Annotated in this window: 20 protein-coding genes; 16 read left to right on the top strand and 4 right to left on the bottom strand. The window is 64.2% G+C overall.

Annotated elements, in window-relative coordinates; genetic code table 11:
- Positions 1–146 precede the first annotated feature (146 nt).
- Positions 147–2,993, top strand: coding sequence for an RNA polymerase-associated protein RapA (rapA, locus tag TO66_RS06670; RefSeq protein ID WP_044461587.1), 2,847 nt, complete (start codon positions 147–149; stop codon positions 2,991–2,993).
- Positions 2,994–3,073: 80 nt separating this feature from the next.
- Here the strand turns inward: rapA and TO66_RS06665 are convergent, their stop codons facing one another.
- Entirely contained in the window at positions 3,074–4,420 is a 1,347-nt protein-coding gene (locus TO66_RS06665) for an MFS transporter (protein ID WP_044461586.1), read from the bottom strand.
- Between the two features lie 323 nt (positions 4,421–4,743).
- On the opposite strand from TO66_RS06665, the gene TO66_RS06660 reads away from it, so the two are divergent.
- Together TO66_RS06660 and TO66_RS06655 are read left to right on the top strand one after the other, a co-directional pair.
- A complete protein-coding gene (locus TO66_RS06660; protein ID WP_044461585.1) occupies positions 4,744–5,103 on the top strand; it encodes a YkgJ family cysteine cluster protein in 360 nt (119 codons plus the stop codon).
- Positions 5,104–5,241: 138 nt separating this feature from the next.
- Positions 5,242–7,524, top strand: a complete 2,283-nt coding sequence (locus TO66_RS06655; RefSeq protein WP_044461584.1) for a bifunctional diguanylate cyclase/phosphodiesterase — start codon at positions 5,242–5,244, stop codon at positions 7,522–7,524.
- Here the strand turns inward: TO66_RS06655 and TO66_RS06650 are convergent.
- The gene (locus TO66_RS06650) at positions 7,415–8,311 is read right to left on the bottom strand and encodes an NAD(P)-dependent oxidoreductase (RefSeq protein ID WP_044461583.1); all 897 of its coding nucleotides are present in this window, start codon (positions 8,309–8,311) and stop codon (positions 7,415–7,417) included. The two genes, TO66_RS06655 and TO66_RS06650, sit on opposite strands and share 110 nt — an antisense overlap.
- A gap of 192 nt (positions 8,312–8,503) precedes the next feature.
- Here TO66_RS06650 and TO66_RS06645 point away from each other — a divergent pair, with 192 nt between their 5' ends.
- Positions 8,504–10,687: a hypothetical protein gene (locus tag TO66_RS06645; RefSeq protein ID WP_044461582.1), complete on the top strand. Its 2,184-nt coding sequence runs from the start codon at positions 8,504–8,506 to the stop codon at positions 10,685–10,687.
- A gap of 296 nt (positions 10,688–10,983) precedes the next feature.
- On the opposite strand, the gene TO66_RS06640 is transcribed toward TO66_RS06645, so the two are convergent.
- The gene (locus TO66_RS06640; RefSeq protein WP_044465961.1) at positions 10,984–11,295 is read right to left on the bottom strand and encodes a DUF2288 domain-containing protein; all 312 of its coding nucleotides are present in this window, start codon (positions 11,293–11,295) and stop codon (positions 10,984–10,986) included.
- A 339-nt stretch (positions 11,296–11,634) separates the two neighbouring features.
- Here TO66_RS06640 and TO66_RS06635 point away from each other — a divergent pair, with 339 nt between their 5' ends.
- The 9 genes from TO66_RS06635 to TO66_RS06595 all read left to right on the top strand — a co-directional run bounded on the left by TO66_RS06635 (position 11,635) and on the right by TO66_RS06595 (position 19,398).
- Positions 11,635–12,762, top strand: a complete 1,128-nt coding sequence (locus TO66_RS06635; RefSeq protein ID WP_044461581.1) for a branched-chain amino acid ABC transporter substrate-binding protein — start codon at positions 11,635–11,637, stop codon at positions 12,760–12,762.
- A 231-nt stretch (positions 12,763–12,993) separates the two neighbouring features.
- Entirely contained in the window at positions 12,994–13,917 is a 924-nt protein-coding gene (gene livH / locus TO66_RS06630; protein ID WP_044461580.1) for a high-affinity branched-chain amino acid ABC transporter permease LivH, read from the top strand.
- Positions 13,914–15,170: a high-affinity branched-chain amino acid ABC transporter permease LivM gene (locus TO66_RS06625; protein WP_044461579.1), complete on the top strand. Its 1,257-nt coding sequence runs from the start codon at positions 13,914–13,916 to the stop codon at positions 15,168–15,170. Before livH ends, TO66_RS06625 begins: the two co-directional genes overlap by 4 nt.
- Positions 15,167–15,934, top strand: a complete 768-nt coding sequence (livG, locus tag TO66_RS06620; RefSeq protein WP_044461578.1) for a high-affinity branched-chain amino acid ABC transporter ATP-binding protein LivG — start codon at positions 15,167–15,169, stop codon at positions 15,932–15,934. The genes TO66_RS06625 and livG overlap by 4 nt, the downstream gene beginning before the upstream one ends.
- A complete protein-coding gene (locus TO66_RS06615) occupies positions 15,935–16,636 on the top strand; it encodes an ABC transporter ATP-binding protein (RefSeq protein ID WP_044461577.1) in 702 nt (233 codons plus the stop codon).
- 270 nt (positions 16,637–16,906) lie between these two features.
- The gene (locus TO66_RS06610) at positions 16,907–17,212 is read left to right on the top strand and encodes a DUF2282 domain-containing protein (RefSeq protein WP_007926622.1); all 306 of its coding nucleotides are present in this window, start codon (positions 16,907–16,909) and stop codon (positions 17,210–17,212) included.
- A gap of 22 nt (positions 17,213–17,234) precedes the next feature.
- Positions 17,235–18,128 (top strand): DUF692 domain-containing protein, encoded by an 894-nt coding sequence (locus tag TO66_RS06605; protein ID WP_044461576.1) that lies wholly within the window; start codon positions 17,235–17,237, stop codon positions 18,126–18,128.
- Positions 18,125–18,895 carry a DNA-binding domain-containing protein gene (locus tag TO66_RS06600; RefSeq protein ID WP_044461575.1) on the top strand — a complete coding sequence of 257 codons (771 nt, stop codon included), beginning with the start codon at positions 18,125–18,127 and terminating at the stop codon, positions 18,893–18,895. Before TO66_RS06605 ends, TO66_RS06600 begins: the two co-directional genes overlap by 4 nt.
- 2 nt (positions 18,896–18,897) lie before the next feature.
- Positions 18,898–19,398, top strand: a complete 501-nt coding sequence (locus TO66_RS06595) for a DoxX family protein (RefSeq protein ID WP_044461574.1) — start codon at positions 18,898–18,900, stop codon at positions 19,396–19,398.
- Positions 19,399–19,512: 114 nt separating this feature from the next.
- Here TO66_RS06595 and TO66_RS06590 read toward each other — a convergent pair whose 3' ends face one another.
- Positions 19,513–20,421 (bottom strand): LysR family transcriptional regulator, encoded by a 909-nt coding sequence (locus tag TO66_RS06590; protein ID WP_044461573.1) that lies wholly within the window; start codon positions 20,419–20,421, stop codon positions 19,513–19,515.
- Positions 20,422–20,527: 106 nt separating this feature from the next.
- Between TO66_RS06590 and TO66_RS06585 the strand changes: the two genes are divergently transcribed.
- From TO66_RS06585 to TO66_RS06575, 3 genes are all read left to right on the top strand, one after another.
- Entirely contained in the window at positions 20,528–21,127 is a 600-nt protein-coding gene (locus tag TO66_RS06585; RefSeq protein ID WP_044461572.1) for a short chain dehydrogenase, read from the top strand.
- 151 nt (positions 21,128–21,278) lie between these two features.
- A complete protein-coding gene (locus tag TO66_RS06580) occupies positions 21,279–21,962 on the top strand; it encodes a COG3650 family protein (protein WP_044465960.1) in 684 nt (227 codons plus the stop codon).
- 110 nt (positions 21,963–22,072) lie between these two features.
- Entirely contained in the window at positions 22,073–23,686 is a 1,614-nt protein-coding gene (locus TO66_RS06575) for an NAD(P)/FAD-dependent oxidoreductase (RefSeq protein WP_044461571.1), read from the top strand.
- The last annotated feature ends 78 nt before the right edge of the window (positions 23,687–23,764 follow it).

The following is a 23,764-nucleotide window of genomic DNA, read 5'->3' as shown; positions in this document are numbered from 1 at the left end:
CAGTCGTCAGCCGATAGTGCCGCGAGGCCCGACAAACGCCGCCGATACGCTACCTTCCAAGCGTAGTAGTTTTTGTCACAGCCCTTTGGCCTGAGGGCGTCGATCCGTTAACATAGCCGGCTTTTTCAAGGCGGGAGTCAGGCAGCATGGCGCAGCAGTATCAACCGGGGCAACGCTGGATCAGTGACAGCGAAGCCGAGCTAGGTCTAGGCACCGTTCTGGCACAGGACGGCCGCTTGCTGACCGTGCTCTACCCGGCCACTGGCGACACTCGCCAGTATGCGCTACGGAATGCGCCCCTCACGCGTGTGAGGTTTTCCCCGGGTGACACCATCACCCACTTCGAAGGCTGGAAGATGACCGTGCGCGAAGTCGACGACGTCGACGGCCTGCTGGTCTATCACGGCCTCAACGGGCAGAACGAAACCGTCACCCTGCCGGAAACCCAGCTCTCGAACTTCATTCAGTTCCGCCTGGCCAGCGACCGTCTGTTCGCCGGGCAGATCGACCCGCTGGCCTGGTTCTCCCTGCGCTACCACACCCTGGAACACACCAGCCGCCAGCTGCAATCGCCGCTGTGGGGCCTGGGCGGCGCGCGCGCCCAGCCTATCGCCCACCAGTTGCACATCGCCCGTGAAGTCGCCGACCGGATCGCACCGCGGGTCCTGCTGGCGGACGAAGTGGGCCTGGGCAAGACCATCGAAGCCGGCCTGGTGATTCATCGCCAGCTGCTGTCGGGCCGTGCCAGCCGCGTGCTGATCCTGGTCCCGGAAAACCTGCAGCACCAGTGGCTGGTGGAAATGCGCCGGCGCTTCAACCTGCAGGTCGCGCTGTTCGACGAAGAACGTTTCATCGAAAGCGATGCCACCAACCCCTTCGAGGACACCCAGCTCGCCCTGGTCGCCCTGGAATGGCTGGTGGACGACGAGAAGGCCCAGGACGCGCTGTTCGCCGCCGGCTGGGACCTGATGGTGGTCGACGAAGCTCACCACCTGGTGTGGCACGAAGACCAGGTCAGCCCGGAATACGCGCTGGTGGAACAGCTGGCCGAAGTCATTCCTGGCGTCCTGCTGCTCACCGCCACCCCGGAACAGCTGGGCCAGGACAGCCACTTCGCCCGTCTGCGCCTGCTCGATCCGAACCGTTTCCACGACCTCGCCGCCTTCCGCGCCGAGAGCGACAATTATCGCCCGGTGGCCGAAGCCGTGCAGGAACTGCTGGATAACGGCCGCCTGTCGCCAACCGCGCACCAGACCATCCAGGGTTTCCTCGGCAACGAGGGCGAAGCCCTGCTCGCCGCCGTCAACGATGGCGACAGCGAAGCCAGCGCGCGCCTGGTGCGCGAGCTGCTGGACCGCCACGGCACCGGCCGCGTGCTGTTCCGCAACACCCGCGCCGCGGTGCAAGGCTTCCCCGAGCGCAAGCTGCACCCCTACCCGCTGCCATGCCCGGACGAATACCTGGAGCTGCCGCTGGGCGAACACGCCGAGCTGTACCCGGAAGTCAGCTTCCAGGCCCAGCCGGACGCCGGCGAAGAAGAGCGCTGGTGGAAATTCGACCCGCGGGTCGAGTGGCTGATCGACCAGTTGAAGATGCTCAAGCGCACCAAGGTCCTGGTGATCTGCGCCCACGCGGAAACCGCCATGGACCTGGAAGACGCCCTGCGCGTGCGCTCCGGCATTCCGGCCACGGTGTTCCATGAAGGCATGAACATCCTCGAGCGCGACCGCGCCGCCGCCTACTTCGCCGATGAGGAATTTGGCGCCCAGGTGCTGATCTGCTCGGAAATCGGCAGCGAAGGCCGCAACTTCCAGTTCGCCCACCACCTGGTGCTGTTCGACCTGCCGTCGCACCCGGACCTGCTGGAACAGCGGATCGGCCGTCTCGACCGGATCGGTCAGAAACACGTGATCGAGCTGCATGTGCCGTACCTGGAAACCAGCCCGCAAGAACGCCTGTTCCAGTGGTACCACGAGGCGCTGAACGCCTTCCTCAATACCTGCCCGACCGGCAACGCCCTGCAGCATCAGTTCGGCCCGCGCCTGCTGCCGCTGCTGGAAGAAGCCGACGACGGCCAGTGGCAAGCGCTGATCGACGAAGCGCGCGCCGAGCGCGAACGCCTGGAAGCCGAGCTGCACACCGGACGCGACCGCTTGCTGGAGCTCAACTCCGGCGGTGCCGGCGAAGGCGAGGCGCTGGTGGAGGCGATCCTCGAACAGGACGACCAGTTCGCCCTGCCGATCTACATGGAAACCCTGTTCGACGCTTTCGGCATCGACAGCGAAGACCATTCGGACAACGCCCTGATCCTCAAGCCGAGCGAAAAAATGCTCGACGCCAGCTTCCCGCTGGGCGACGACGAAGGCGTGACCATCACCTACGACCGCAACCAGGCGCTGTCTCGCGAAGACATGCAGTTCATCACCTGGGAGCACCCGATGGTGCAAGGCGGCATGGACCTGGTGCTGTCCGGCTCCATGGGCAACACCGCCGTGGCGCTGATCAAGAACAAGGCGCTGAAACCCGGCACCGTATTGCTGGAACTGCTGTATGTCAGTGAGGTGGTGGCCCCCCGCTCGCTGCAACTGGGCCGCTACTTGCCGCCGGCCGCCCTGCGCTGCCTGCTGGACGCCAACGGCAACGACCTGGCCGCGCGCGTCGCTTTCGAGACCCTCAACGACCAGCTGGAAAGCGTTCCCAAGGCCAGCGCCAACAAGTTCATCCAGGCCCAGCGCGACCAGCTGGCGCCGAAGATCAACGCCGGCGAAACCAAGATCGCCCCGCGTCACGCCGAGCGCGTGGCCGAAGCGCAACGCCGCCTGGCCGCCGACACCGATGAAGAGCTGGCGCGCCTGACCGCGTTGCAGGCGGTCAACCCGAGCGTGCGCGACAGCGAGCTGGAAGCCCTGCGCAAGCAGCGCGAACAAGGCCTGGCCATGCTGGAGAAAGCGGCGCTGCGCCTGGAAGCGATCCGGGTGCTGGTAGCGGGCTGATCCCCTTCCTCCCGCAAATAAAAAGGCCCGCGCAATGCGGGCCTTTTTTTCACCTGTTTCTGTAGGAGCGAGCGGGTCGATCAGGCTGTAGCCGCCGCCCCTACCGCCTCGCCCGGCACCAGCCCATCCTTCATCCGCTGTGCATCGCGCACGAAGCAGCGCGAGGCCATGAACAGGAACAGCAGGGTCAGCAACAGCGCCACCGGAATCAGGTACATGGCGTCGTGCAGGCCGACGGCCTTGAAGGCTTCGGTCATCTGCTCGGCGCCCGCGGCGTACATCGCCGCATGGGCGAAGTGATCGGACAGCGCACCCACCACCACCGGCCCCAGGCCACCGCCCAGCAGATACAGGCCGGCGAAGAACAGCGCCATGGCCGTGGCCCGCAGGCGCGGCTCGACCACGTCCTGGATCGCCGTGTAGACGCAGGTATAGAAGTTGTAGGCAAACAGCCAGCCGACACTGAACACGGCGACGAACACGCCGATCTCGATACGCCCGGCATGCAGGGCCCAGGCGGTGCACAGGGTCGAGATCAGCATGCTGAAGGCGGCGAACAGCAACCGGCCATTGGCGACCCGCTGGTGGATCTTGTCGGCCACCCAGCCGCCCAGGGTCAGGCCGACCAGCCCGGTGACCCCGACAATGACCCCGGTGGCCACCGCGGCTTCCTGCAGGGGCATGAGGAAATAACGCTGCAGCATCGGCACCAGGAACGAGTTGCAGGCGTAGGTGGCGAAGTTGAAGGTCAGCCCGGCCAGCACCAGCCAGAGAAAGGTCGGGATCGCCAGCACCCGGCGGATCGGCCGGTCGACCCGTTCCTGGGACACCTTGACCGTCTCCGCCGCCCCGCGCTTGGGCTCCTTGATGAAGAACATGAACACCGCCAGCACCAGCCCCGGCACCGCGGCGATAAAGAACGGCGCGCGCCAGCTGTCGAACGCCTTGACCATCGCGCCGATGGTGAAGAACGCCAGCAGCAGGCCCAGGGGCAGGCCAAGCATGAAGATGCCCATGGCCCGGGCCCGGCGATGGGCGGGGAACAGGTCGCCGATCAGCGAGTTGGCCGCTGGGGCATAGCTGGCTTCGCCGATGCCGACGCCCATGCGCACGATCAGGAAACTCCAGAAGCTGCCCACCAGGCCATTGACCGCGGTCAGCCCGCTCCACACCGCCAGCCCCCAGCCCATGAGCCTGCTGCGCGAGCCGGTATCGGCCATGCGCCCCAGGGGCAGGCCGGCGATGGCGTAGACGATGGTGAAGGCGGTGCCGATGATGCCGAGCTGGAAGTCGCTCAGGTGCCATTCCATGCGGATCGGCTCGATGATGATGGCCGGAATGGTGCGATCGAAGAAGTTGAACAGGTTAGCCAGGAACAACAGGAACAGAATGCGCCAGGCATTCGCCGCTTGGGTCGAGTTCTGCATGGGTCGGTCTCTTTATTGTTATTCGGCCAGACGCAACCGAGCCTGGAAGTTGCAATCTAGTCAGCCGTGCCCTGCTTGTCTGTAATGATTCGTAAGGCTGATATCAGCCAATCGGCCACCTTCGCCGGGGCGCCAGACAAGGCCGCGGGGTTTGCCCCAAACCGCCGCCAGCCCCCGGATAACGGGGCTAAAGGCCGATTTTTCAAGGGCTTGCGCACCCCCTGAAAAATACCTCGCGCCCCCCCTTCCCAAGGCCGTTGCGAAGCCTAGAATAGCGGCCTGCCTGCCCCCCTCATCCACCTCCTCCCCGTTGAAATACGCCCATGTCCGAAGCCAGTCCGTGTCTGAATTGCGGTGCCTGCTGTTCACACTTTCGTGTGTCTTTTTTCTGGGGTGAATGCGCCTCGTCCGGCGGTACGGTCCCGGACGATCTGGTGGCGTCCATCAGCCCCAGCCGGGTCGCCATGCTCGGCACCGATTGCAAGCCGACCCGCTGCACCGCGCTGACCGGCGAAGTCGGCAAGCAGGTCAGTTGCTCGATCTATCACCAGCGCTCCAGCACGTGCCGCGAGTTCGAGGCGTCCTGGGAAAACGGCGAACAGAACGTCGATTGCGACGCCGCGCGCGCGGCTTTCGGTCTCGCGCCCCTGGAGCCCGAACTGTATTTCGACCGCAGCGCTTAGCTCGATTGGTTATTGGCGACATTCCAAATTCATTTAAGTCAGAGTGCCACTACTGCGCTCGGCTTCGCGCGTGCTTCCTATACTCAGTCCATCGTTCAGCCAGCGGGTGCTGAGACGGGATGACGAGCGGGGCATGCGATGGAATGGCTTGGTTTGCATTTTTTTACCGAGCACCCCGACGGCGGGCAGTTGCTGCTTAGCGGCACCCACAATCCCATACTGGTGATCCTCGCCTACCTGGTGGCCTGCGCCGGCAGCTTCGCCACCCTGGACATGGCCGAACGGGTGCGTCACGTCGACCAGGCCTCCGCCCGCCGGCGCTGGCGCTGGGTCGGGGCGTTCTGCCTGGCGGGCGGCATCTGGGCGATGCACTTCATCGGCATGCTGGCGCTGCAACTGCCCATCGAAACCCACTACGACTTGCCCATGACCCTGGTGTCGCTGCTGAGCGCGGTGATCGCTTCCTGGCTGGCGATGAACACCCTCAGCCATCCCCGGCTGCAATTGTGGCGCTACCTCGCGGCGTCGATCTGGATCGGCCTGGGCATCGGCGCCATGCACTACGTCGGCATGGCGGCCATGCGTTCCCAGGCCACCGCCTACTACCAGCCCGACCTCTTCGGCCTGTCCATCGCCATCGCCATCAGCGCGAGCCTCGTGGCCCTGCTGCTGTCGCGTTACCTGAGCGACGGCAGCGGCCTGCGCCACCAGTCGCTCAAGTACGCCTCGAGCCTGCTCCTGGGCGGCGGCATCGTGGCCATGCACTTCACCGGCATGGCCGCGTTGAAACTGGTGATGCCGGCGGCCGGCACGCCCTCGGTCCCGGTGGACGACAACCCGTTGCAACTGGGCCTGACCATCGCCGTCATCGTCCTGTTGATCATCGGCAGCAGCATCAGCGCGGCGCTGGCGGACAAGAAGCTGCAACACAAGGAACAGGACCTGCGCCGGGTCAACACCCTGCTGTGCCAGCTGGACCAGGCCCGGGTGGCGCTGCAACAAGTGGCGCACTACGACGCCCTGACCAACCTGGTCAACCGCCGCGGCTTCAATCAGCTGTTCGCCGAAAAACTCATCGAGAAGACCGTACAGGGCGGCATGCTGGCGGTGATGTTCCTCGACATCGACCACTTCAAGCGGATCAACGACAGCCTCGGCCACGATGCCGGCGACGAGCTGCTCAAGGTGCTCGCCCACCATATCAAGAGCTCCACCCGCAGCCATGAAGACGTGGTGGCGCGTTTTGGCGGCGACGAATTCTGCATTCTCATCAGCCTGCGCGAGCGCGACGAAGCACGGCACATGGCGCAGCGCATCATGAACAAGATGAAGGAGCCCATCGAGCTGGCCGGGCGGCGCATGGTCATGACCACCAGCATCGGCATCAGCGTGTTTCCCGACGACGGCCTCACCTGCGAGGAACTGCTAAAGCATGCCGACCTCGCGCTCTATCAATCCAAGGGCAGCGGGCGCAACAGCCTGCACTTCTTCAGCGCCAACCTGACCTGTCGGGCCAGCCTGGAACTGCAACTGGAGGAAGAGCTGCGCAACGCCCTGCACACCGAGGCCGGCCTGACCCTGTATTACCAACCCATCTACGACCTGGCCGGCCAGCGGGTCAGCAAGCTCGAAGCCCTGGTGCGCTGGCAGCATCCGCTGCACGGGCTGCTGGCGCCCGAGCGCTTCATCGGCATCGCCGAAGCCAACGGGTTGATCGCCGAGTTGGACAACTGGGTGCTACGCCGGGCCTGCGAGGACCTCGCCGCCCTGTCCCGCCATGGCTTCGCCGAGCTGAAAGTCGCGGTCAACTGCTCGGCCCTGAACCTGGCCCGGGAAACCCTGGCCGAGGAGATCGGCAGCGCCCTGCAAGCGGCCGGCGTCGCCGCGCAACGCCTGGAACTGGAAGTCACGGAAAACGCCCTGATGGGCAATATCGACCTGACGGTGAGCCTGCTGCGGCAGATCCGCAGCCTCGGCGTGTCGCTGTCGCTCGACGATTTCGGCACCGGCTATTCGTCCCTCGCCTACCTCAAGCGCCTGCCGCTCAACACCCTGAAGATCGACCGCTCGTTCATCCTCGATGTGCCCCAGTCGGTGCAAGACGGGGAAATCGTCCAGGCGATCATCGTCATGGCGCATACCCTGCACCTGCAGGTGGTCAGCGAAGGGGTCGAGAGTCCGCAGCAGTTCGAGTTCCTGGCCCGGCACGGCTGCGACTTCATGCAGGGCCACCTGCTCGGCCGAGCGGTGCCCCTGACGGATTTGCCGCCAGCGATCGACGAGATCGAGCAGCGCATGCGGCCCGCCGCGATCAGCCCGCAGCCGTCGGTTCGCGATACAACCGCACCAGGGTCGCGGGATCCTGTTCCAGATAACCCTGGCCGCCATGCAAGCGCATCAGTTGCGCGGCCAATCCGCTGATCGGGGTCGCCGAACCCTGTTCGCGAGCGAACTTCACCGCGCCGTCCAGATCCTTGAGCAAAGTGCGCACATGCCACTTGATCGGCTCGAAACGGCTCTCGGCCATCTGCGGGGCGAGGATCTGCAGCGGCCTGGAATCGGCAAAACCGCCGGCCAGCGCTTCGGCCAGTAACGACGCATCCACCCCGGAACGTTCGGCCAGCGCCACCACTTCGGCAATCACCAGCGCATTGCAGGCCACGATCATCTGGTTGCAGGCCTTGGTCACCTGACCGGCGCCGACGCCGCCCATGTGGGTCACCCGTTGCCCCAGGTTGAGCAGGACCGGACGCACCCGCTCGATATCAGCGGCCTCGCCACCGACCATGATCGCCAGGCTGCCGGCCTCGGCACCGGGCGTGCCGCCGGACACCGGGGCATCGACCCAGCCCATGCCGGTGGCATCCGCCAGTTGCGCCGCCATCTCCCGGGTCGCGGTCGGCTCCAGGCTGGACAGGTCCACCAGCAACTGCCCGGCCCTGGCGCCCCGGGCGATGCCCTCGGCGCCGAACACCACCTCGCGCACCACCTCGGTGTTGGCCAGGCACAGCAGCACCAGGTCTGTGTCGGCACACAGGCTGGCCGGCGTCTCGGCCAGCCGCGCGCCCGCCTCGACCAGCGGCGCGCATTTTTCCCGGTTGCGATTCCACACCACCAGGGGATAACCCGCCGCCAGCAGGCGGCGGCACATGGGCAGGCCCATCAGGCCAATCCCGGCAAACCCGAGGGTGGGTAACGTTGCCATCATCTTGCCTCCTTTTGATTAAAGAACACCGCACACTGGCCGATTCATCTGAACCTAGGAAAGGATTCCCCCTAGCGTCCATCAGATTAATCCCTATCGCTGGGGCCAATATCGCACTGTAAAGTCGCGAGATCTCAGTTGATGGCTCTTTGATATCCCATCCTCGAGCCAACCCGTCCAGGCATGCCGCGCACAATGACTTCCAAAAACAATTCTGCCAACGCAGTATCCGAACTGACGCTGAACCCGGGCAGCTACAGCCCTTCAGAGTCGAAGCCATTGTCCAGCTCGCGCCCGCAGGCGCCCCAGCAGTACCTCTACTTCACCGAAACCAATACCGACCGCATCCTCGACAACCTCGACGGCCTGCGCGACTCGGTGTTCCCGCGCGCGCTGCACCCGGAAGACGAACTCGAGGCCCGCCGCGAACAGGAGTTTCCCTCGGTCTGCCTGATCGGGCTGGGCCGCTGCGGGTCGAATATCGCCCTGGACGTCGCGGAGCTGGTGTACAACGCCCGCAAGTTCTATCTCAACGAGTTCAACAACGACGACAAGGCCTATGCCGACAAGGGCTACAGCCCCGCCCAGTGGATCCGCCACAACCTGCGCCTGGGCCAGAACAAGGCCAGCAAGCCGGTGTTCCTGGTCGAGCCGCTGGTGATGCTGGGCGACCTGGACAAGGACATTGCCGGGCGCATCCGCTTCTCGCGCAAGGGTGAAAAAAGCGGCTTCATCCGCGACTACAGCAAGATGAAGATCATGGACCTCTCGGAAGTCCATGCCGGTGGCGCCGGCAACGCACCGATCCTCGGCCAGTACCTGGCCAAGATCATCCTCAACAAGGACACCCAGCGCTTCTCCAGCCCCGACTGGAAAATGATCCACTCGTACCTGATCGACTCCTGCGGCATCAAGGCCAACCAGTCGCGGCTTTATTTCTCGATCTTCAGCGCCGGCGGCGGCACCGGCTCGGGCATGGCCTCGGAATTCGGCCTGGCCCAGCAGTACTCGTACATGAACAAGACGTTCGACACCAAGCCGATCGACGAGCACGACAGCAAGAGCGGCCATTCCTTCGTCTTCGAGCCGATCTTCACCAGCGGCATCTGCGTACTGCCGAACATCTCCGACCATCGCAGCGAAATGTCCGAGGCCCTGCACATCAACGCCGGGCGCCTGCTGTGCAAATACCTGTCGGAAGAATGGGACTTCTCCTACAACTTCGATAACGAAGACAGCAGCGAAGCCAGCGTGATGGGGCGTATCCGCCCATGGAACGCGATGATGCTGATCTCCAACGACATCATGCGTTACGCCGAAGAGAACGATGACGGCAACATCCAGAACATCGACGTCAACGCCATGGAGAAGCACGCCAACCAGTACATCTCCCAGCAGATCTTCAACATCCTGACCGCCCAGGCGGTGACCACCGACTACGACCAGAACTACTTCCGGCGCGCCGGCATCGACATCGGCGAAACCATCCGCCTGGATGCCAACGACCTGTTCATGAGCCTGGCCGGCCCGGTGGCGATCGCCTATGCCGAATCGGTGGTGCCGGAAACCCCGGTGCCGACCGGCGACAAGTTCAAGGTGTTCGACAAGGAGCCGCAGCGCCTGAACATCGACGACCTGTTCTTCCGCTCCATCGACCTGCCGCACTTCAACAAGGTGACCCAGGCCATCGAAGGCATCAGCCTGCTGCCGATCGAGTCCAAGCGTTACCGTGCGGCACTGGAGCAGTACAAGGCCTCCGGCTATGACGCGGCCGCGCTGCACGACCTGCACTTCTTCAAGAACTGCTCGTCGGTGGTGTCGATCGTCTCGCTGCCCAAGGACTACAAGCTGTCGTACATGGACCTGAACCGGCTCAAGACCCACCTCAACAGCCTGTTCCCCAACACCACCCTCAAGCGCTACGCGCTGGTGATCGGCGCCTCGGCCAACCTCTCGCTGACCACCCTGATCGCCAAGAGCCCGTGCCTGTCGGACGACTTCCTGACCCTGATCGTGGCCTTCATCAAGCGCTGCTTCGCTCGCAACCCATACCGTTTCGACGAGACCCTGGACAACTCGATCCTCGACTTCATCATCAGCGAGGCGTTCGACGAAAACCGTATCGACGACCTGCTCAACGAGTTCGAGAACCCGGCGAAGATCCTCGATACCAACTGGTACGCGATCAAGCCGATGTACGAGAAGAAGTACCGCGAGCTGATCAACGACAAGGACAAGTTCGTCTCGATCAACGACATCCGCCTGTCCCGCGATTGCGTGAAGAAGGCCATCAAGTACCTGCGCGAGATCTACCGCCACCGCATCGGCAAGACCAAGGTCATCTCGCTGAACAATCACACCGGCAAGACCGCCTACTGACCGCCCCCTCCCCTTGTAGGAGCGCAGCTTGCGCGCGATGGCGGTATCACTGTCAGGTGATGTCGACTGGCAGGACGCCATCGCGCGCAAGCTGCGCTCCTACAGGGGATTGGGGGCCAATCCCCCGGAAACAATCAGGCAGCCCGCAGGCTGCCTTGAAAACTGTTCCCATTCCGCTTACGTCACCGTCAGCCTGGATCGGGTGGGGCCTTTCTCCACGGCAACTTGCCATCATCGCGATCGCGGTTACTCGGCTACACACTTTTACTGCGGAAAATAACGCACCTCTTTGGTGCTCACGCTGCGGGCTGCGCCCTTTCCTGGACCAGGATCCATGGCGAAACCACCACCGCCCACAGCAACGGATCGCGTTCCACCAGATCCAGCGTCCGCGTCGCAGACACTTTGCTCACCTTCTCGGCGGCCAGCCAGGCAGAGACTTTTCCGGCCTGGTTCTCAGCCATTGCCTCGGCCGCCTCGATCAAATCCAGGTCGGCGTCGACCCACAATAGGGCACCCTTGGCGAAGAACGGCTCCAGCTCCTTCCAGGTAATGGATGCGGTTTCACCAAGCAGCTTGGCATAGAGGGTGCTAGGTTCTTGAGTCATGGGCCTGTCCCGAAAAGAAATCCGCGCAATGATAACGTCGGTGCTCTGGCAGACAAACCCGGTTGCAATTGAGTCAACGAGAGAGAAGCGCAGGAGAGCCAAGGATTGCTCGCTGAATACGATCGACACCCCGCCGCAATTCTGTCTTTTTCTTTCAATAAAGCGACACCCCCTGATTTTGCCCCCTGGCGCCAGCTTCCCAGGCTGACAATCGCCGCTCTACACTGTACCGGTACAGTTGCCGGGGGCATTTTCCGGGGGTATCCAAGAGATATCTGACCCGGTTCTGCTGCTACGGCGCCAGGACTATAAAAATTACAACAGTAAGAGTGGAGCACTATGAATAAGGCTACTAAGCAGATTTCCAAACTGTTTGCCGCTATGGTTCTGGCCGGAGTCGCCAGCCATTCGTTCGCAGCTGACACCATCAAGATCGGCATCGCCGGCCCCAAGACCGGTCCTGTAGCCCAGTACGGCGACATGCAGTTCAGTGGCGCCAAAATGGCCATCGAGCAAATCAACGCCAAGGGCGGCGTGGATGGCAAGCAGCTCCAGGCCGTCGAATACGATGACGCCTGCGATCCGAAACAAGCCGTGGCCGTAGCCAACAAAGTCGTCAACGACGGCGTCAAGTTCGTGGTCGGCCACCTGTGCTCCAGCTCCACTCAACCGGCTTCGGACATCTACGAAGACGAAGGCGTGGTCATGATCACCCCCGCCGCCACCAGCCCGGACATCACCAGCCGCGGCTACAAGATGGTGTTCCGCACCATCGGCCTGGACAGCGCCCAGGGCCCTGCCGCCGGCAACTACATCGCCGACCACGTGAAACCGAAAATCGTCGCCGTCCTGCACGACAAGCAGCAATACGGCGAAGGCATCGCCACGGCCGTGAAGCAGACCCTGGAGAAGAAAGGCACCAAGGTGGCCGTGTTCGAAGGCATCAACGCCGGCGACAAGGACTTCTCCTCGATGATCGCCAAGCTCAAGCAAGCCAACGTCGACTTCGTCTACTACGGCGGCTACCACCCGGAGCTGGGCCTGATCCTGCGCCAGGCCCAGGAAAAAGGCCTGAAGGCCAAGTTCATGGGTCCGGAAGGCGTGGGTAACGACTCCATTTCGCAGATCGCCAAGGACGCTTCCGAAGGCCTGCTGGTGACCCTGCCGAAATCCTTCGACCAGGATCCGGCCAACGTGGCCCTGGCCGATGCGTTCAAGGCCAAGAAAGAAGATCCGAGCGGCCCGTTCGTGTTCCCTTCCTACTCGGCGGTCGAAGTGATTGCCGGCGGTATCGCCGCCGCCAAGAGCGAAGACCCGGCCAAAGTGGCCGAAGCCATCCACGCAGGCTCCTTCAAGACCCCGACCGGCGACCTGAGCTTCGACGCCAAGGGCGACCTGAAAGACTTCAAGTTCGTGGTCTACGAGTGGCACTTCGGCAAGCCTAAAACCGAAGTCTCGCCTCAATAAGGCCCTGCCTTACTGACTGCCAATAAAGCCCACGGCGTGCCGTGGGCTTTGTTTTACGAACGTATTGGGCCTGTTTTCCGTGATCCGGAAGCCCGCCCACCTGAAAATCTCAAAACCGTCATCAGCGGTTCGCTGGCAAAACCTGGCTCGAAGTGGATAGAGATCCACAGGGGGCAGGCGGGAAAATGACTCCACCAGTGAAATGCGTATCAGGTTTTTAGGAGCGCTGTAATGCCTGACCTCTATCACTTTTTCCAACAGCTGGTTAATGGCCTGACCATTGGCAGCACGTATGCCCTGATCGCCATCGGCTATACGATGGTTTACGGCATCATTGGAATGATCAACTTCGCCCACGGCGAGGTGTACATGATCGGTTCCTACGTGGCGTTCATCGCCATCGCCGGGCTGGCCATGATGGGACTCGACAACGTCCCGCTGTTGATGACCGCGGCCTTCATCGCGAGCATCGTCGTCACCAGTTCCTACGGCTACAGCATCGAACGGATCGCCTATCGCCCCCTGCGCGGCAGCAACCGTCTGATTCCGCTGATTTCCGCCATCGGCATGTCGATCTTCCTGCAGAACACGGTGCTGCTGGCGCAAGACTCCAAGGACAAATCCATCCCCAACCTGATTCCCGGGAACTTCTCCATCGGGCCGGGCGGCGCACAGGAAGTGCTGGTCTCCTACATGCAGATCGTGGTGTTCGTGGTGACCCTGGTCGCCATGCTCGGCCTGACCCTGTTCATCTCTCGCTCCCGCCTGGGCCGCGCCTGCCGTGCCTGCGCCGAAGACATCAAGATGGCCAACCTGCTGGGGATCAACACCAACAACATCATCGCCCTGACCTTCGTGATCGGTGCCGCGCTGGCGGCGATCGCGGCCGTGCTGCTGAGCATGCAATACGGTGTGATCAACCCCAACGCCGGCTTCCTGGTCGGTCTCAAGGCCTTCACCGCCGCGGTACTGGGCGGTATCGGCAGTATTCCGGGCGCCATGCTGGGCGGCCTGGTACTCGGGGTGGCGGAAGCCTTCGGCGCCGATATCTTCGGCGACCAATACAAGGACGTGGTGGCTTTCGGCTTGTTGGTTCTGGTGCTGTTGTTCCGTCCGACCGGCATTCTGGGCCGTCCGGAGGTTGAGAAAGTATGACTAGGAATCTTAAACAGGCGCTGTTCAGCGCCCTGCTGGTATGGGCCGTGGCCTATCCGGTACTCGGTCTCAAATTGACCATCGTCGGTATCAACCTCGAGGTGCATGGCACCAGCCCGGCCATCCTGGCCACCATCGCCGTCTGCTCGGTGCTGATGTTCCTGCGGGTGCTGTTCGACCGACAGATCAGCAAGGCGTGGAAATCCTCGCCGGGCGGGCCGTTGATCCCGGCCAAGGCCAGCAACTTCCTGACCCTGCCGACCACCCAGCGCTACATCATCATCGCGCTGATCCTCGGTGCGCTGGTCTGGCCGTTCTTCGGCTCCCGTGGCGCGGTGGACATCGCGACGCTGATCCTGATCTACGTGATGCTCGGCCTCGGCCTGAACATCGTGGTCGGCCTGGCCGGCCTGCTCGACCTCGGGTATGTCGGCTTCTACGCCGTCGGTGCCTACAGCTACGCGCTGCTGTCGCACTACTACGGCCTGAGCTTCTGGATCTGCCTGCCGATCGCCGGCCTGATGGCGGCCACGTTCGGCTTCCTGCTGGGCTTCCCGGTCTTGCGCCTGCGCGGCGACTACCTGGCGATCGTGACCCTCGGCTTCGGGGAAATCATCCGCCTGTTCCTGCGTAACCTCACCGATATCACCGGTGGCCCGAACGGCATCAGCAATATCGAGAAACCGACGTTCTTCGGCCTGACCTTCGAACGCAAGGCCGCGGAAGGCATGCAGACCTTCCACGAGTTCTTCGGCCTGCCCTACAACTCGATCAACAAGGTGATCTTCCTCTACCTGGTGGCGCTGTTGCTGGCGTTGGCGGCGTTGTTCATCATCAACCGCCTGCTGCGCATGCCGATCGGTCGTGCGTGGGAAGCCTTGCGTGAAGACGAGATCGCCTGCCGCGCACTGGGCCTGAACCCGACAGTGATCAAGCTGTCGGCCTTCACCCTGGGCGCCAGCTTCGCCGGTTTCGCCGGCAGCTTCTTCGCCGCGCGCCAGGGCCTGGTGACCCCGGAATCCTTCACCTTCATCGAATCGGCGATCATTCTCGCCATCGTCGTGCTCGGTGGCATGGGTTCGCAGCTGGGCGTGATCCTGGCGGCCGTGGTGATGATCCTGCTGCCGGAAATGATGCGTGACTTCAGTGAGTACCGCATGTTGATGTTCGGCGCCCTGATGGTGCTGATGATGATCTGGCGACCTCAAGGTCTGCTGCCCATGCAACGTCCCCACATGGAGCTGCGCAAATGAGCCGCGAGATCCTCAAAGTCGAAAATCTGAGCATGCGCTTCGGCGGCTTGCTGGCGGTCAACGGCGTGGCCCTGACCGTCAAGGAAAAACAGGTGGTGGCGCTGATCGGGCCTAACGGCGCGGGCAAGACCACGGTGTTCAACTGCCTGACCGGTTTCTACCAGCCTACCGGCGGCAGCATCCTGCTGGACGGCGAGCCGATCCAGGGCCTGCCCGGACACAAGATCGCCCTCAAGGGCGTGGTGCGCACCTTCCAGAACGTGCGGCTGTTCAAGGACATGACGGCGGTCGAGAACCTGCTGATCGCCCAGCACCGTCACTTGAACACCAACTTCCTGTCCGGCCTGTTCAAGACCCCGGCGTTCCGCAAGAGCGAGCGCGAGGCCATGGAATACGCCGAGTACTGGCTGGAAAAGGTCAACCTCAAGGAATTCGCCAACCGCACCGCCGGCACCCTGGCCTACGGTCAGCAACGTCGCCTGGAAATCGCCCGCTGCATGATGACCCGCCCGCGGATCCTCATGCTCGACGAACCGGCCGCCGGCCTGAACCCGAAGGAAACCGAAGACCTCAAGGCCCTGATCAGCGTGCTGCGCGAAGAGCACAACGTGACCGTGCTGCTGATCGAACACGACATGAAACTGGTCATGAGCATTTCCGACCATATCGTCGTGATCAACCAGGGCACGCCCCTGGCCAACGGCACGCCGGAACAGATCCGCGACAATCCCGATGTGATCAAAGCCTACCTGGGGGAAGCGTAAATGCTGCAGTTCGAAAACGTTTCCACCTTCTACGGCAAGATCCAGGCGCTGCACAGCGTCAACGTCGAGATCCGCCAGGGCGAGATCGTCACCCTGATCGGGGCCAACGGCGCCGGCAAATCCACCCTGCTGATGACCCTCTGCGGCTCGCCGCAGGCCCACAGCGGCAGCATCCGTTACCTGGGTGAAGAGCTGGTGGGGCAGAGCTCGGCGCAGATCATGCGCAAGAGCATTGCCGTGGTGCCGGAAGGCCGCCGGGTGTTCGCCCGCCTGACCGTCGAGGAAAACCTGGCCATGGGCGGGTTCTTCACCGACAAGGGCGACTACCAGGAGCAGATGGACAAGGTCCTGCACCTGTTCCCGCGCCTCAAGGAACGCTTCACTCAGCGCGGCGGCACCATGTCCGGGGGCGAGCAGCAGATGCTCGCCATCGGCCGGGCGCTGATGAGCAAGCCCAAGCTGTTGCTGCTCGACGAACCGTCCCTGGGCCTGGCGCCGATCATCATCCAGCAGATCTTCGACATCATCGAACAGCTGCGCCGCGACGGCGTGACGGTGTTCCTGGTGGAGCAGAACGCCAACCAGGCGCTGAAGATCGCCGACCGCGCCTATGTGCTGGAAAACGGCCGGGTGGTGATGCAAGGCACCGGCGAAGCCCTGCTGACCGACCCCAAGGTGCGCGAAGCCTACCTGGGCGGCTGAGCACCTGCGACAACGAAAAACGGCCCTGCGGGGCCGTTTTTTTTCGCCTTGCCAAACGTGAGACAGAGCCTATCGCGGGCAAGCCTCGCTCCTACAGGCCGGTGTGGGCCCTGCCTTTGTAGGAGCCAGGCTTGCCGGCGATACAGGCGCCGCGGTCTCGCCCCATGAACATTTTTTCGGTACCCGTTGTAACGAATCCCCGCGACCGCCCTCTAGAGGGGTAAGCAGGCACACATGCCTGCCTATCCACTACCTTTTTGGAGAAATACCATGACCGCTACCACTCGCACCCTGTCCGCCGCTGCCCTGGCCCTGGCGCTCGGTTCTGCCTTGAGCATCGCCGCCCTGCCGACCACCGCCCAGGCCGCCGACGACATGGAAAAATGCTTTGGCGTCGCCATGAAAGGCAAGAACGATTGCGCCGCCGGCGCGGGCACCACCTGTGCCGGCACCGCCAAGGTCGACCACCAGGCCAACGCCTGGAAGCTGGTACCGAAGGGCACCTGCGAAAAAACCGCGAGCAGCACTTCGCCGACCGGCTTCGGCCAGCTCCAGGCCTACAAGGCCAAGTCGTAATCCACCGTCCGCCTGAGTGTCGATGATGAACATTGCCATGCCACCTGCACTGCGTCCCGCCACTCAGGCGACCGCCTCCAGCCTGCCGCATCGCGCCGGGCTGGGGCTCAAGACCGAGCACCTGCGCGAGGTCCTGAGCCAACGGCCCGACATCGGTTTCTTCGAAGTCCATGCGGAAAACTACATGGTCGATGGCGGGCCGTTTCACCACTACCTGGGGCTGATCCGCGAACAGTACCCGCTGTCGCTGCATGGCGTCGGCCTGTCGATCGGAGCCGAGGGGCCACTGGACCTTCGGCACCTGCAACGCCTGGCCGCGCTGATCGAGCGCTACCAGCCCCAGTCCTTTTCCGAACACCTGGCCTGGTCCAGCCATGGCCCGGTGTTTCTCAACGACCTGCTACCCCTGGCCTATGACCGGCCGACGCTGGACCGCGTCTGCGAACACATCGACCAGGTACAGAGCACCCTGCGCCGGCCCATGCTGCTGGAGAACCCGGCGACCTACCTGGAGTTTCGCCGCTCGAGCATGGACGAGGCCGAGTTCATCCGCGAAGTGCTACGCCGCACTGGCTGCGGCCTGTTGCTGGATGTGAACAACGTCTACGTGTCGTGCATCAACCATCGGCGCGATCCGCTGGCCTATATCGATGCCTTGCCGCTGCAGAGCGTGGGCGAGATTCATCTGGCCGGCTTCGCCGAGGACACCGACAGCCTGGGCGACCGCCTGCTGATCGACGATCACGGCGCGCCGATCGATAACGCGGTGTGGGCACTGTACCTGCGGCTGCTGGACCGGATCGGGCCGACCGCGACCCTGATCGAGCGCGACAACCAGGTGCCGGCGTTTTCCGTGCTGCACGCCGAGGCACGCCAGGCCGAGCAGTTGCTGCAAAGCGCAAGGAGGCCGGCATGAATACCCAAGCCGCCTTCGCCAGCGCCCTGCTCGACCCCGACCAGCCCTGCCCCGCGGACTTGTACAGCGCCAATGGCGCCGACCCGGCCAGCCGCTTCGCGGTGTACCGCAACAATGTCCAGAGTTCGCTGATCAACGCCCTGGCCGACACCTACCCGGTCGTGGCGCAACTGGTGGGCGATGAGTTCTTCCGCGCCATGGCCGCGCTCTACGTCAGGGCCTGCCCGCCGCGCAGCGCCGTGCTCAGCGACTACGGCCACGACTTCGCGGCCTTCGTCGAGGGCTTCCCTCCCGCGGCCGGGCTGCCGTACCTGGCAGACGTGGCGCGCCTGGAACGCTTGCGGGTGGTGGCCTACCACGCCGCCGACGCCAACCCGCTGCCCGCGCCACAGATCGTGGCGGCCATGGCCGAGCCAGAGACGCTGGGGCAACGCCGCGTGATCCTGCACCCCTCGCTCGGCCAGCTGGACTCGGCTCATCCGGTGGTCGCGCTATGGGCCGTGCACCAGGGCCAGGGCGACTGGCAAGCCATCGACCTGCAACAGGGGCAACACGCCCTGGTACTGCGCCATGAGCTGGATGTCGAGGTGTTCGCCCTCGAGGCCGGCGACGCCTGCTTCATCCATAACCTGCGCCGCTCGCAACCGCTGCAACTCGCCATCGATGACGCCTTCGCCGTCGATCCGGCCTTCGATCCGGGCCGCGCCCTGGGGTTGTTGATCAGCCGCGGCGCCATCACTCGTCTGTCCCCCCCTTCCGAGGCCTGAACATGCACCCCCCTTGCACCCACCACCCGCTGACCCGCGGGGTGAACCGGCTCATCCAGTTGCTGGAACGCATCCCCCACAGCCTGATCGCCTTTGTCGCGCGCTTTTCCATCGCCGCGGTGTTCTGGAAATCCGGCCAGACCAAAATCGAGGGGCTGGCCATCGACCTGTTCTCCGGGACCTTCGAGCTCGGCGTGCCGCGCCTGGCCGATTCGACGATCCCGCTGTTTCGCAGCGAGTACGCGCTGCCGCTGCTCTCCCCGGAACTGGCCGCGCACCTGGCCGCCTTCGCCGAGCACCTGTTCCCGGTGCTGCTGCTGATCGGCTTCGCCACACGCTTCTCGGCCCTGGCGCTGCTGGGCATGACCCTGACCATCCAGCTCTTCGTCTACCCCGACGCCTACCCGACCCACGGCACCTGGGCGGCCCTCCTGCTGTACCTGATGGCCCGCGGTCCCGGCGCGCTGTCCATCGACCACCTGATCGCCCGCCGCTACCGCTGACCTCCCACCTCTCCCGTAGGAGCGCAGCTTGCGCGCGATGAACGATAACGCGGTATTCCAGACAGCCCGCGGCGCGGTCATCGCGAGCAAGCTGCGCTCCTGCAGGTTCGGCGGTTACAGGCGGTCCAGCGCCTCGCCGCTGCGCTTGAACCAGTCGATCAGGTAATCGGCCAGGACCTGGGTGCGCCTGGGCAAGCCGCCCTGGTACGGGTGCACCAGGTACATCGGCATGCTGCGGGTCTGGTAGTCGCGCAGCAGGGCACGCAGGCGCCCGTCGCCCAGTTCCGCCTGCAGCAGGTAGGACGGCAGCCGAGCGACCCCGGCCCCCACCAGCGCGGCCTTCTTCAGCAGGTTGTAGTGATTGCTGGCAAAAGGCCCGGACACCCGCACCCGCAGCAATTCGTGCTGCTGGTGGTAAAGCCACTCCTCGCGGCCGCTGTAGTGGCTGTTGAGCAGGCAGCGATGCCCGGCCAGGTCCTGGGGTACGCGCGGCTCGCCATGCTGCTCCAGGTAGGCCGGGCTGGCGCAGGTCATCTCATGCCAGGCCAGCAGCGGCCGGGCCACCAGCCGCTGGTCGTTGGCCACCTCCAGGCGGATCGCCAGGTCGAAACCGTCCCGGGCCAGGTCGCGGTAACTGTTGTTCAATTCCAGCTCGATCTGCACCTCGGGGTAGGTCTGGGAAAACGCCAGCAGCGCGCCATCGAAAAAGCTCTCCCCCAGGGACACCGGCATCGTCAGCCGCACCGGCCCGGCCATGTCGTCCTTGAGCCGTGCCAGCGCCTGGCGCGCCCGCTGCACCTGCGCCAGCAGCGCCTGGGCCTGGGGCAGCAGCGCCGCGCCCGCCGCGGTCAGGCTCAGGCGGCGGGTGGTGCGTTGCAGCAAGACCACCGCGAATTGCGCCTCGAGCGCGCTGATGCGCTTGGACAATTGCCCCTTGCTGCAGCCCAGTTGCTGGGCGGCCAGGGTGAAGCTGCCGGCTTCGATCAGGACAGCGAAGGCTGCCAGGTCATCCATCTCGCTCATGGATTGTTTCCATCCGAAAACCAAAAGTTGCCCATTAGTGCGCTAATCAAGGGGAAAAACCAGCACTAGACTGCAACCTCGTTCACCCCACACGAGGAACCGCAGCATGAAAATCCTTCTGATCGGCGCCACCGGCACCATAGGCTCGGCGGTAGACAAGGAACTGGCGCAACGCCACGAGATCGTTCGCATTGGCCGCACCAGCGGCGACTACCAGGTGGATATCAGCGACAGCGCCTCGATCCGCGCCCTGTTCGAAAAAACCGGCCACTTCGATGCGCTGGTCTGCGCCGCGGGCAGCGTCACGTTCGCGCCGCTGGGCGAGATGAACGAACAGAGCTTCGCCCTGGGCCTGCAGGACAAGCTGATGGGCCAGGTCAACCTACTGCTGATCGGCCGAGAGTTCGCCAACGATGGCGCCTCCTTCACCCTGACCTCCGGCATCCTCAACCGCGATCCGATCCGCAGCGGCGCCTCGGCGGCCCTGGTCAACGGCGCCCTCGACGCGTTCGTCCGCGCCGCCGCCATCGAGTTGCCCCGCGGCCTGCGCGTGAACTCGGTGAGCCCGACCGTGCTGGAAGAAGCCATGGGCAGCTATGCCCCGTTCTTTCGCGGCTACAAGCCGGTCCCCGCTGCCGACGTGGCATTGGCCTATGCCAAGAGCGTGGAAGGCCTGCAGACTGGCCAGACCTTTATCGTCGGCTGACCCCATGCCTCTGTAGGAGCGAAGCTTGCTCGCGATAGCGCTACGCCAGGCACACCGCAGTGCCCGGATCGCCGGCAAGCGGGATTGGCTCCGGGGTTGTGATGCGCGGCCGGGCTCAGTAACGTGGCGGCACTTGATTGGAGACCCGATGATGCGTGCCGCCCGTTCCCTCGTTTGTATCGCCCTGCTCCCCCTGTTCGCCGGTTGCCAGATGCTGTCGGTATTCGACGGCTCGTCCGGGGCCTCGTCCCAGGCCGGCCAGACCCGCATGCAAGGCACGCTGAGCGCCGCCGAAGGCCGACTGCTGTTCAAGCCTTGCACGGGCGAACAGCGTTATGCGGTCAAGGACGACGGCGGCACCAGCATCCTCCAGGAAGCCGCTACCCTGGCGGAAAAGCAGGGCACGCTGTTCGCCGACCTGCGCGGGCACTTTTCCCCGAGCCAGTCCGGCGGCGCCGACAGCGAGGTAGCGCTGAGCCAGCTGTATCGGCTCGAACGCTCGAACGACGCCTGCGGCGACCCCGACTTCCCGCGCCTGATCCTGCGGGCCAGCGGCAAGGCCCCGGCCTGGAACGTCGACGTCAGCGCCAAGGGCATGCGCATCGAACGCGCCGACCAGCCCGCCCTGGCCCTGCCCTACCTGGAAGAGCAACTGGGCGATGGCCGTTTCAACCTCAGCAGCGAGGCCAACAACCGCCACGTCGAACTCTGGGTCGCCCCGCAACGCTGCGTGGACAGCCAGACCGGCAGCGTGCAGCACCTGAGCGCGGAGCTGCGGGTCGATGGCCAGGTGCAGCGCGGTTGCGCCTACTTCGGCGGCTCGCGCAACGACTGAGGCGACGGACAACCGTTTTAACCTCACGGGGTCCGGGCTTTGCGGCTTATAATCGCCGGTTTGTAAAACCGCCCTGACGCATTGGTGCGTCCCGCGAACCGGACCCTGTCATGTTACGAATCACCGAACTCAAGCTGCCGATCGACCATCCCGATGAAGACCTGCGCCCTGCCATCCTGCAGCGCCTGGGCATCGCCAGCGAGGAACTGCTCGACTTCACCCTGTTCAAGCGCAGCTACGACGCGCGCAAGAAGTCGTCCGAGCTGTACTTCATCTATACCCTCGACCTCGAAGTTCGCGACGAGGCCAGGCTGCTGCACAAGTTCGCCGACGACCGTAACGTCAACCCGGCTCCGGATGTCAGCTATAAGTTCGTCGGCCAGGCGCCCGCCGCCCTGGAGCAGCGCCCGATCGTCGTCGGTTTCGGCCCCTGCGGGATTTTCGCCGGCCTGGTGCTGGCGCAGATGGGCTTCAAGCCGATCATCCTCGAGCGTGGCAAGGAAGTGCGCCAGCGCACCAAGGACACCTGGGGCCTGTGGCGCAAGAGCGTGCTCAACCCGGAATCCAACGTGCAGTTCGGCGAAGGCGGCGCGGGGACCTTCTCCGACGGCAAGCTGTACAGCCAGATCAAGGACCCGAAACACCACGGCCGCAAGGTTCTGCACGAGTTCGTCAAGGCCGGCGCGCCGGAAGAGATCCTCTACGTCAGCAAGCCGCACATCGGCACCTTCCGCCTGACCGGCGTGGTCGAGAACATGCGCCAGCAGATCATCGCCCTGGGCGGTGAAGTGCGCTTCGAGCAACGGGTGACCGACGTGCTGATCGAAGACGGCCAGCTGGTGGGCGTCGAGCTCGCCAGCGGCGAACAGCTGCACTCCCGGCACGTGATCCTGGCCCTCGGCCACAGCGCCCGCGACACCTTCCGCATGCTCCACGGCCGTGGCGTGTACATGGAAGCCAAGCCTTTCTCCGTGGGCTTCCGGATCGAACACCCGCAATCGCTGATCGACAGCGCGCGCCTGGGCAAGTACGCCGGCCATCCGAAACTCGGCGCGGCCGACTACAAGCTGGTGCACCACGCGAAGAACGGCCGTTCGGTCTACAGCTTCTGCATGTGCCCGGGCGGCACCGTGGTGGCGGCGACCTCCGAACCGAACCGGGTGGTCACCAACGGCATGAGCCAGTACTCGCGCAACGAGCGCAACGCCAACTCCGGCATCGTGGTCGGCATCACCCCGGAAGTGGATTACCCGGGCGGCCCGCTGGCCGGTATCGAGCTGCAGGAGCGCCTGGAATCCCACGCCTTCGTTCTCGGTGGCAGCAACTACGAAGCCCCGGCGCAACTGGTCGGCGACTTCATCGCCGGCAAGCCGTCCACCGCCCTGGGCAGCGTCGAGCCGTCCTACAAGCCGGGCGTGGCCCTGGGCGACCTGGCCCTGGCCCTGCCGGACTTCGCCATCGAGGCGATCCGCGAAGCGCTGCCGGCCTTCGAGCGGCAGATCAAGGGTTACTCGCTGCATGACGCGGTACTGACCGGGATCGAGACCCGCACCTCGTCGCCGCTGCGCATTACCCGCGACGAGTCGATGCAGAGCCTCAACGTCAAAGGCCTGTTCCCGGCCGGCGAAGGCGCCGGTTACGCCGGCGGCATCCTCTCGGCCGGCGTGGACGGGATTCGCATCGCCGAAGCGGTGGCGCGCAGCATCCTCGGCATCGAGGCGTAACACAGCCCTCTTGTAGGAGCGAGCTTGCTCGCGATGAAGGCCAACGAAAACGCTGGGTGTCTGACATACCGCGTTGTG

The organism is Pseudomonas sp. MRSN 12121 (genome assembly GCF_000931465.1).
Classification (GTDB): Bacteria; Pseudomonadota; Gammaproteobacteria; order Pseudomonadales; family Pseudomonadaceae; genus Aquipseudomonas.
Note: the sequence above shows the minus strand (reverse complement) of the source record. Positions and strands in the feature narration are given on the sequence as shown.

Coding starts and splice junctions, on each gene's coding strand:
- TO66_RS06610 (WP_007926622.1), top strand. CDS start 16,907: ATGACCGCTACCACTCGCACCCTGTCCGCCGCTGCCCTGGCCCTGGCG.
- livH (WP_044461580.1), top strand. CDS start 12,994: ATGCCTGACCTCTATCACTTTTTCCAACAGCTGGTTAATGGCCTGACC.
- TO66_RS06640 (WP_044465961.1), bottom strand. CDS start 11,295: ATGACTCAAGAACCTAGCACCCTCTATGCCAAGCTGCTTGGTGAAACC.
- TO66_RS06615 (WP_044461577.1), top strand. CDS start 15,935: ATGCTGCAGTTCGAAAACGTTTCCACCTTCTACGGCAAGATCCAGGCG.
- rapA (WP_044461587.1), top strand. CDS start 147: ATGGCGCAGCAGTATCAACCGGGGCAACGCTGGATCAGTGACAGCGAA.
- livG (WP_044461578.1), top strand. CDS start 15,167: ATGAGCCGCGAGATCCTCAAAGTCGAAAATCTGAGCATGCGCTTCGGC.
- TO66_RS06650 (WP_044461583.1), bottom strand. CDS start 8,311: ATGATGGCAACGTTACCCACCCTCGGGTTTGCCGGGATTGGCCTGATG.
- TO66_RS06635 (WP_044461581.1), top strand. CDS start 11,635: ATGAATAAGGCTACTAAGCAGATTTCCAAACTGTTTGCCGCTATGGTT.
- TO66_RS06600 (WP_044461575.1), top strand. CDS start 18,125: ATGAATACCCAAGCCGCCTTCGCCAGCGCCCTGCTCGACCCCGACCAG.
- TO66_RS06660 (WP_044461585.1), top strand. CDS start 4,744: ATGTCCGAAGCCAGTCCGTGTCTGAATTGCGGTGCCTGCTGTTCACAC.
- TO66_RS06655 (WP_044461584.1), top strand. CDS start 5,242: ATGGAATGGCTTGGTTTGCATTTTTTTACCGAGCACCCCGACGGCGGG.
- TO66_RS06590 (WP_044461573.1), bottom strand. CDS start 20,421: ATGAGCGAGATGGATGACCTGGCAGCCTTCGCTGTCCTGATCGAAGCC.
- TO66_RS06585 (WP_044461572.1), top strand. CDS start 20,528: ATGAAAATCCTTCTGATCGGCGCCACCGGCACCATAGGCTCGGCGGTA.
- TO66_RS06595 (WP_044461574.1), top strand. CDS start 18,898: ATGCACCCCCCTTGCACCCACCACCCGCTGACCCGCGGGGTGAACCGG.
- TO66_RS06625 (WP_044461579.1), top strand. CDS start 13,914: ATGACTAGGAATCTTAAACAGGCGCTGTTCAGCGCCCTGCTGGTATGG.
- TO66_RS06645 (WP_044461582.1), top strand. CDS start 8,504: ATGACTTCCAAAAACAATTCTGCCAACGCAGTATCCGAACTGACGCTG.
- TO66_RS06605 (WP_044461576.1), top strand. CDS start 17,235: ATGATGAACATTGCCATGCCACCTGCACTGCGTCCCGCCACTCAGGCG.
- TO66_RS06665 (WP_044461586.1), bottom strand. CDS start 4,420: ATGCAGAACTCGACCCAAGCGGCGAATGCCTGGCGCATTCTGTTCCTG.
- TO66_RS06575 (WP_044461571.1), top strand. CDS start 22,073: ATGTTACGAATCACCGAACTCAAGCTGCCGATCGACCATCCCGATGAA.
- TO66_RS06580 (WP_044465960.1), top strand. CDS start 21,279: ATGCGTGCCGCCCGTTCCCTCGTTTGTATCGCCCTGCTCCCCCTGTTC.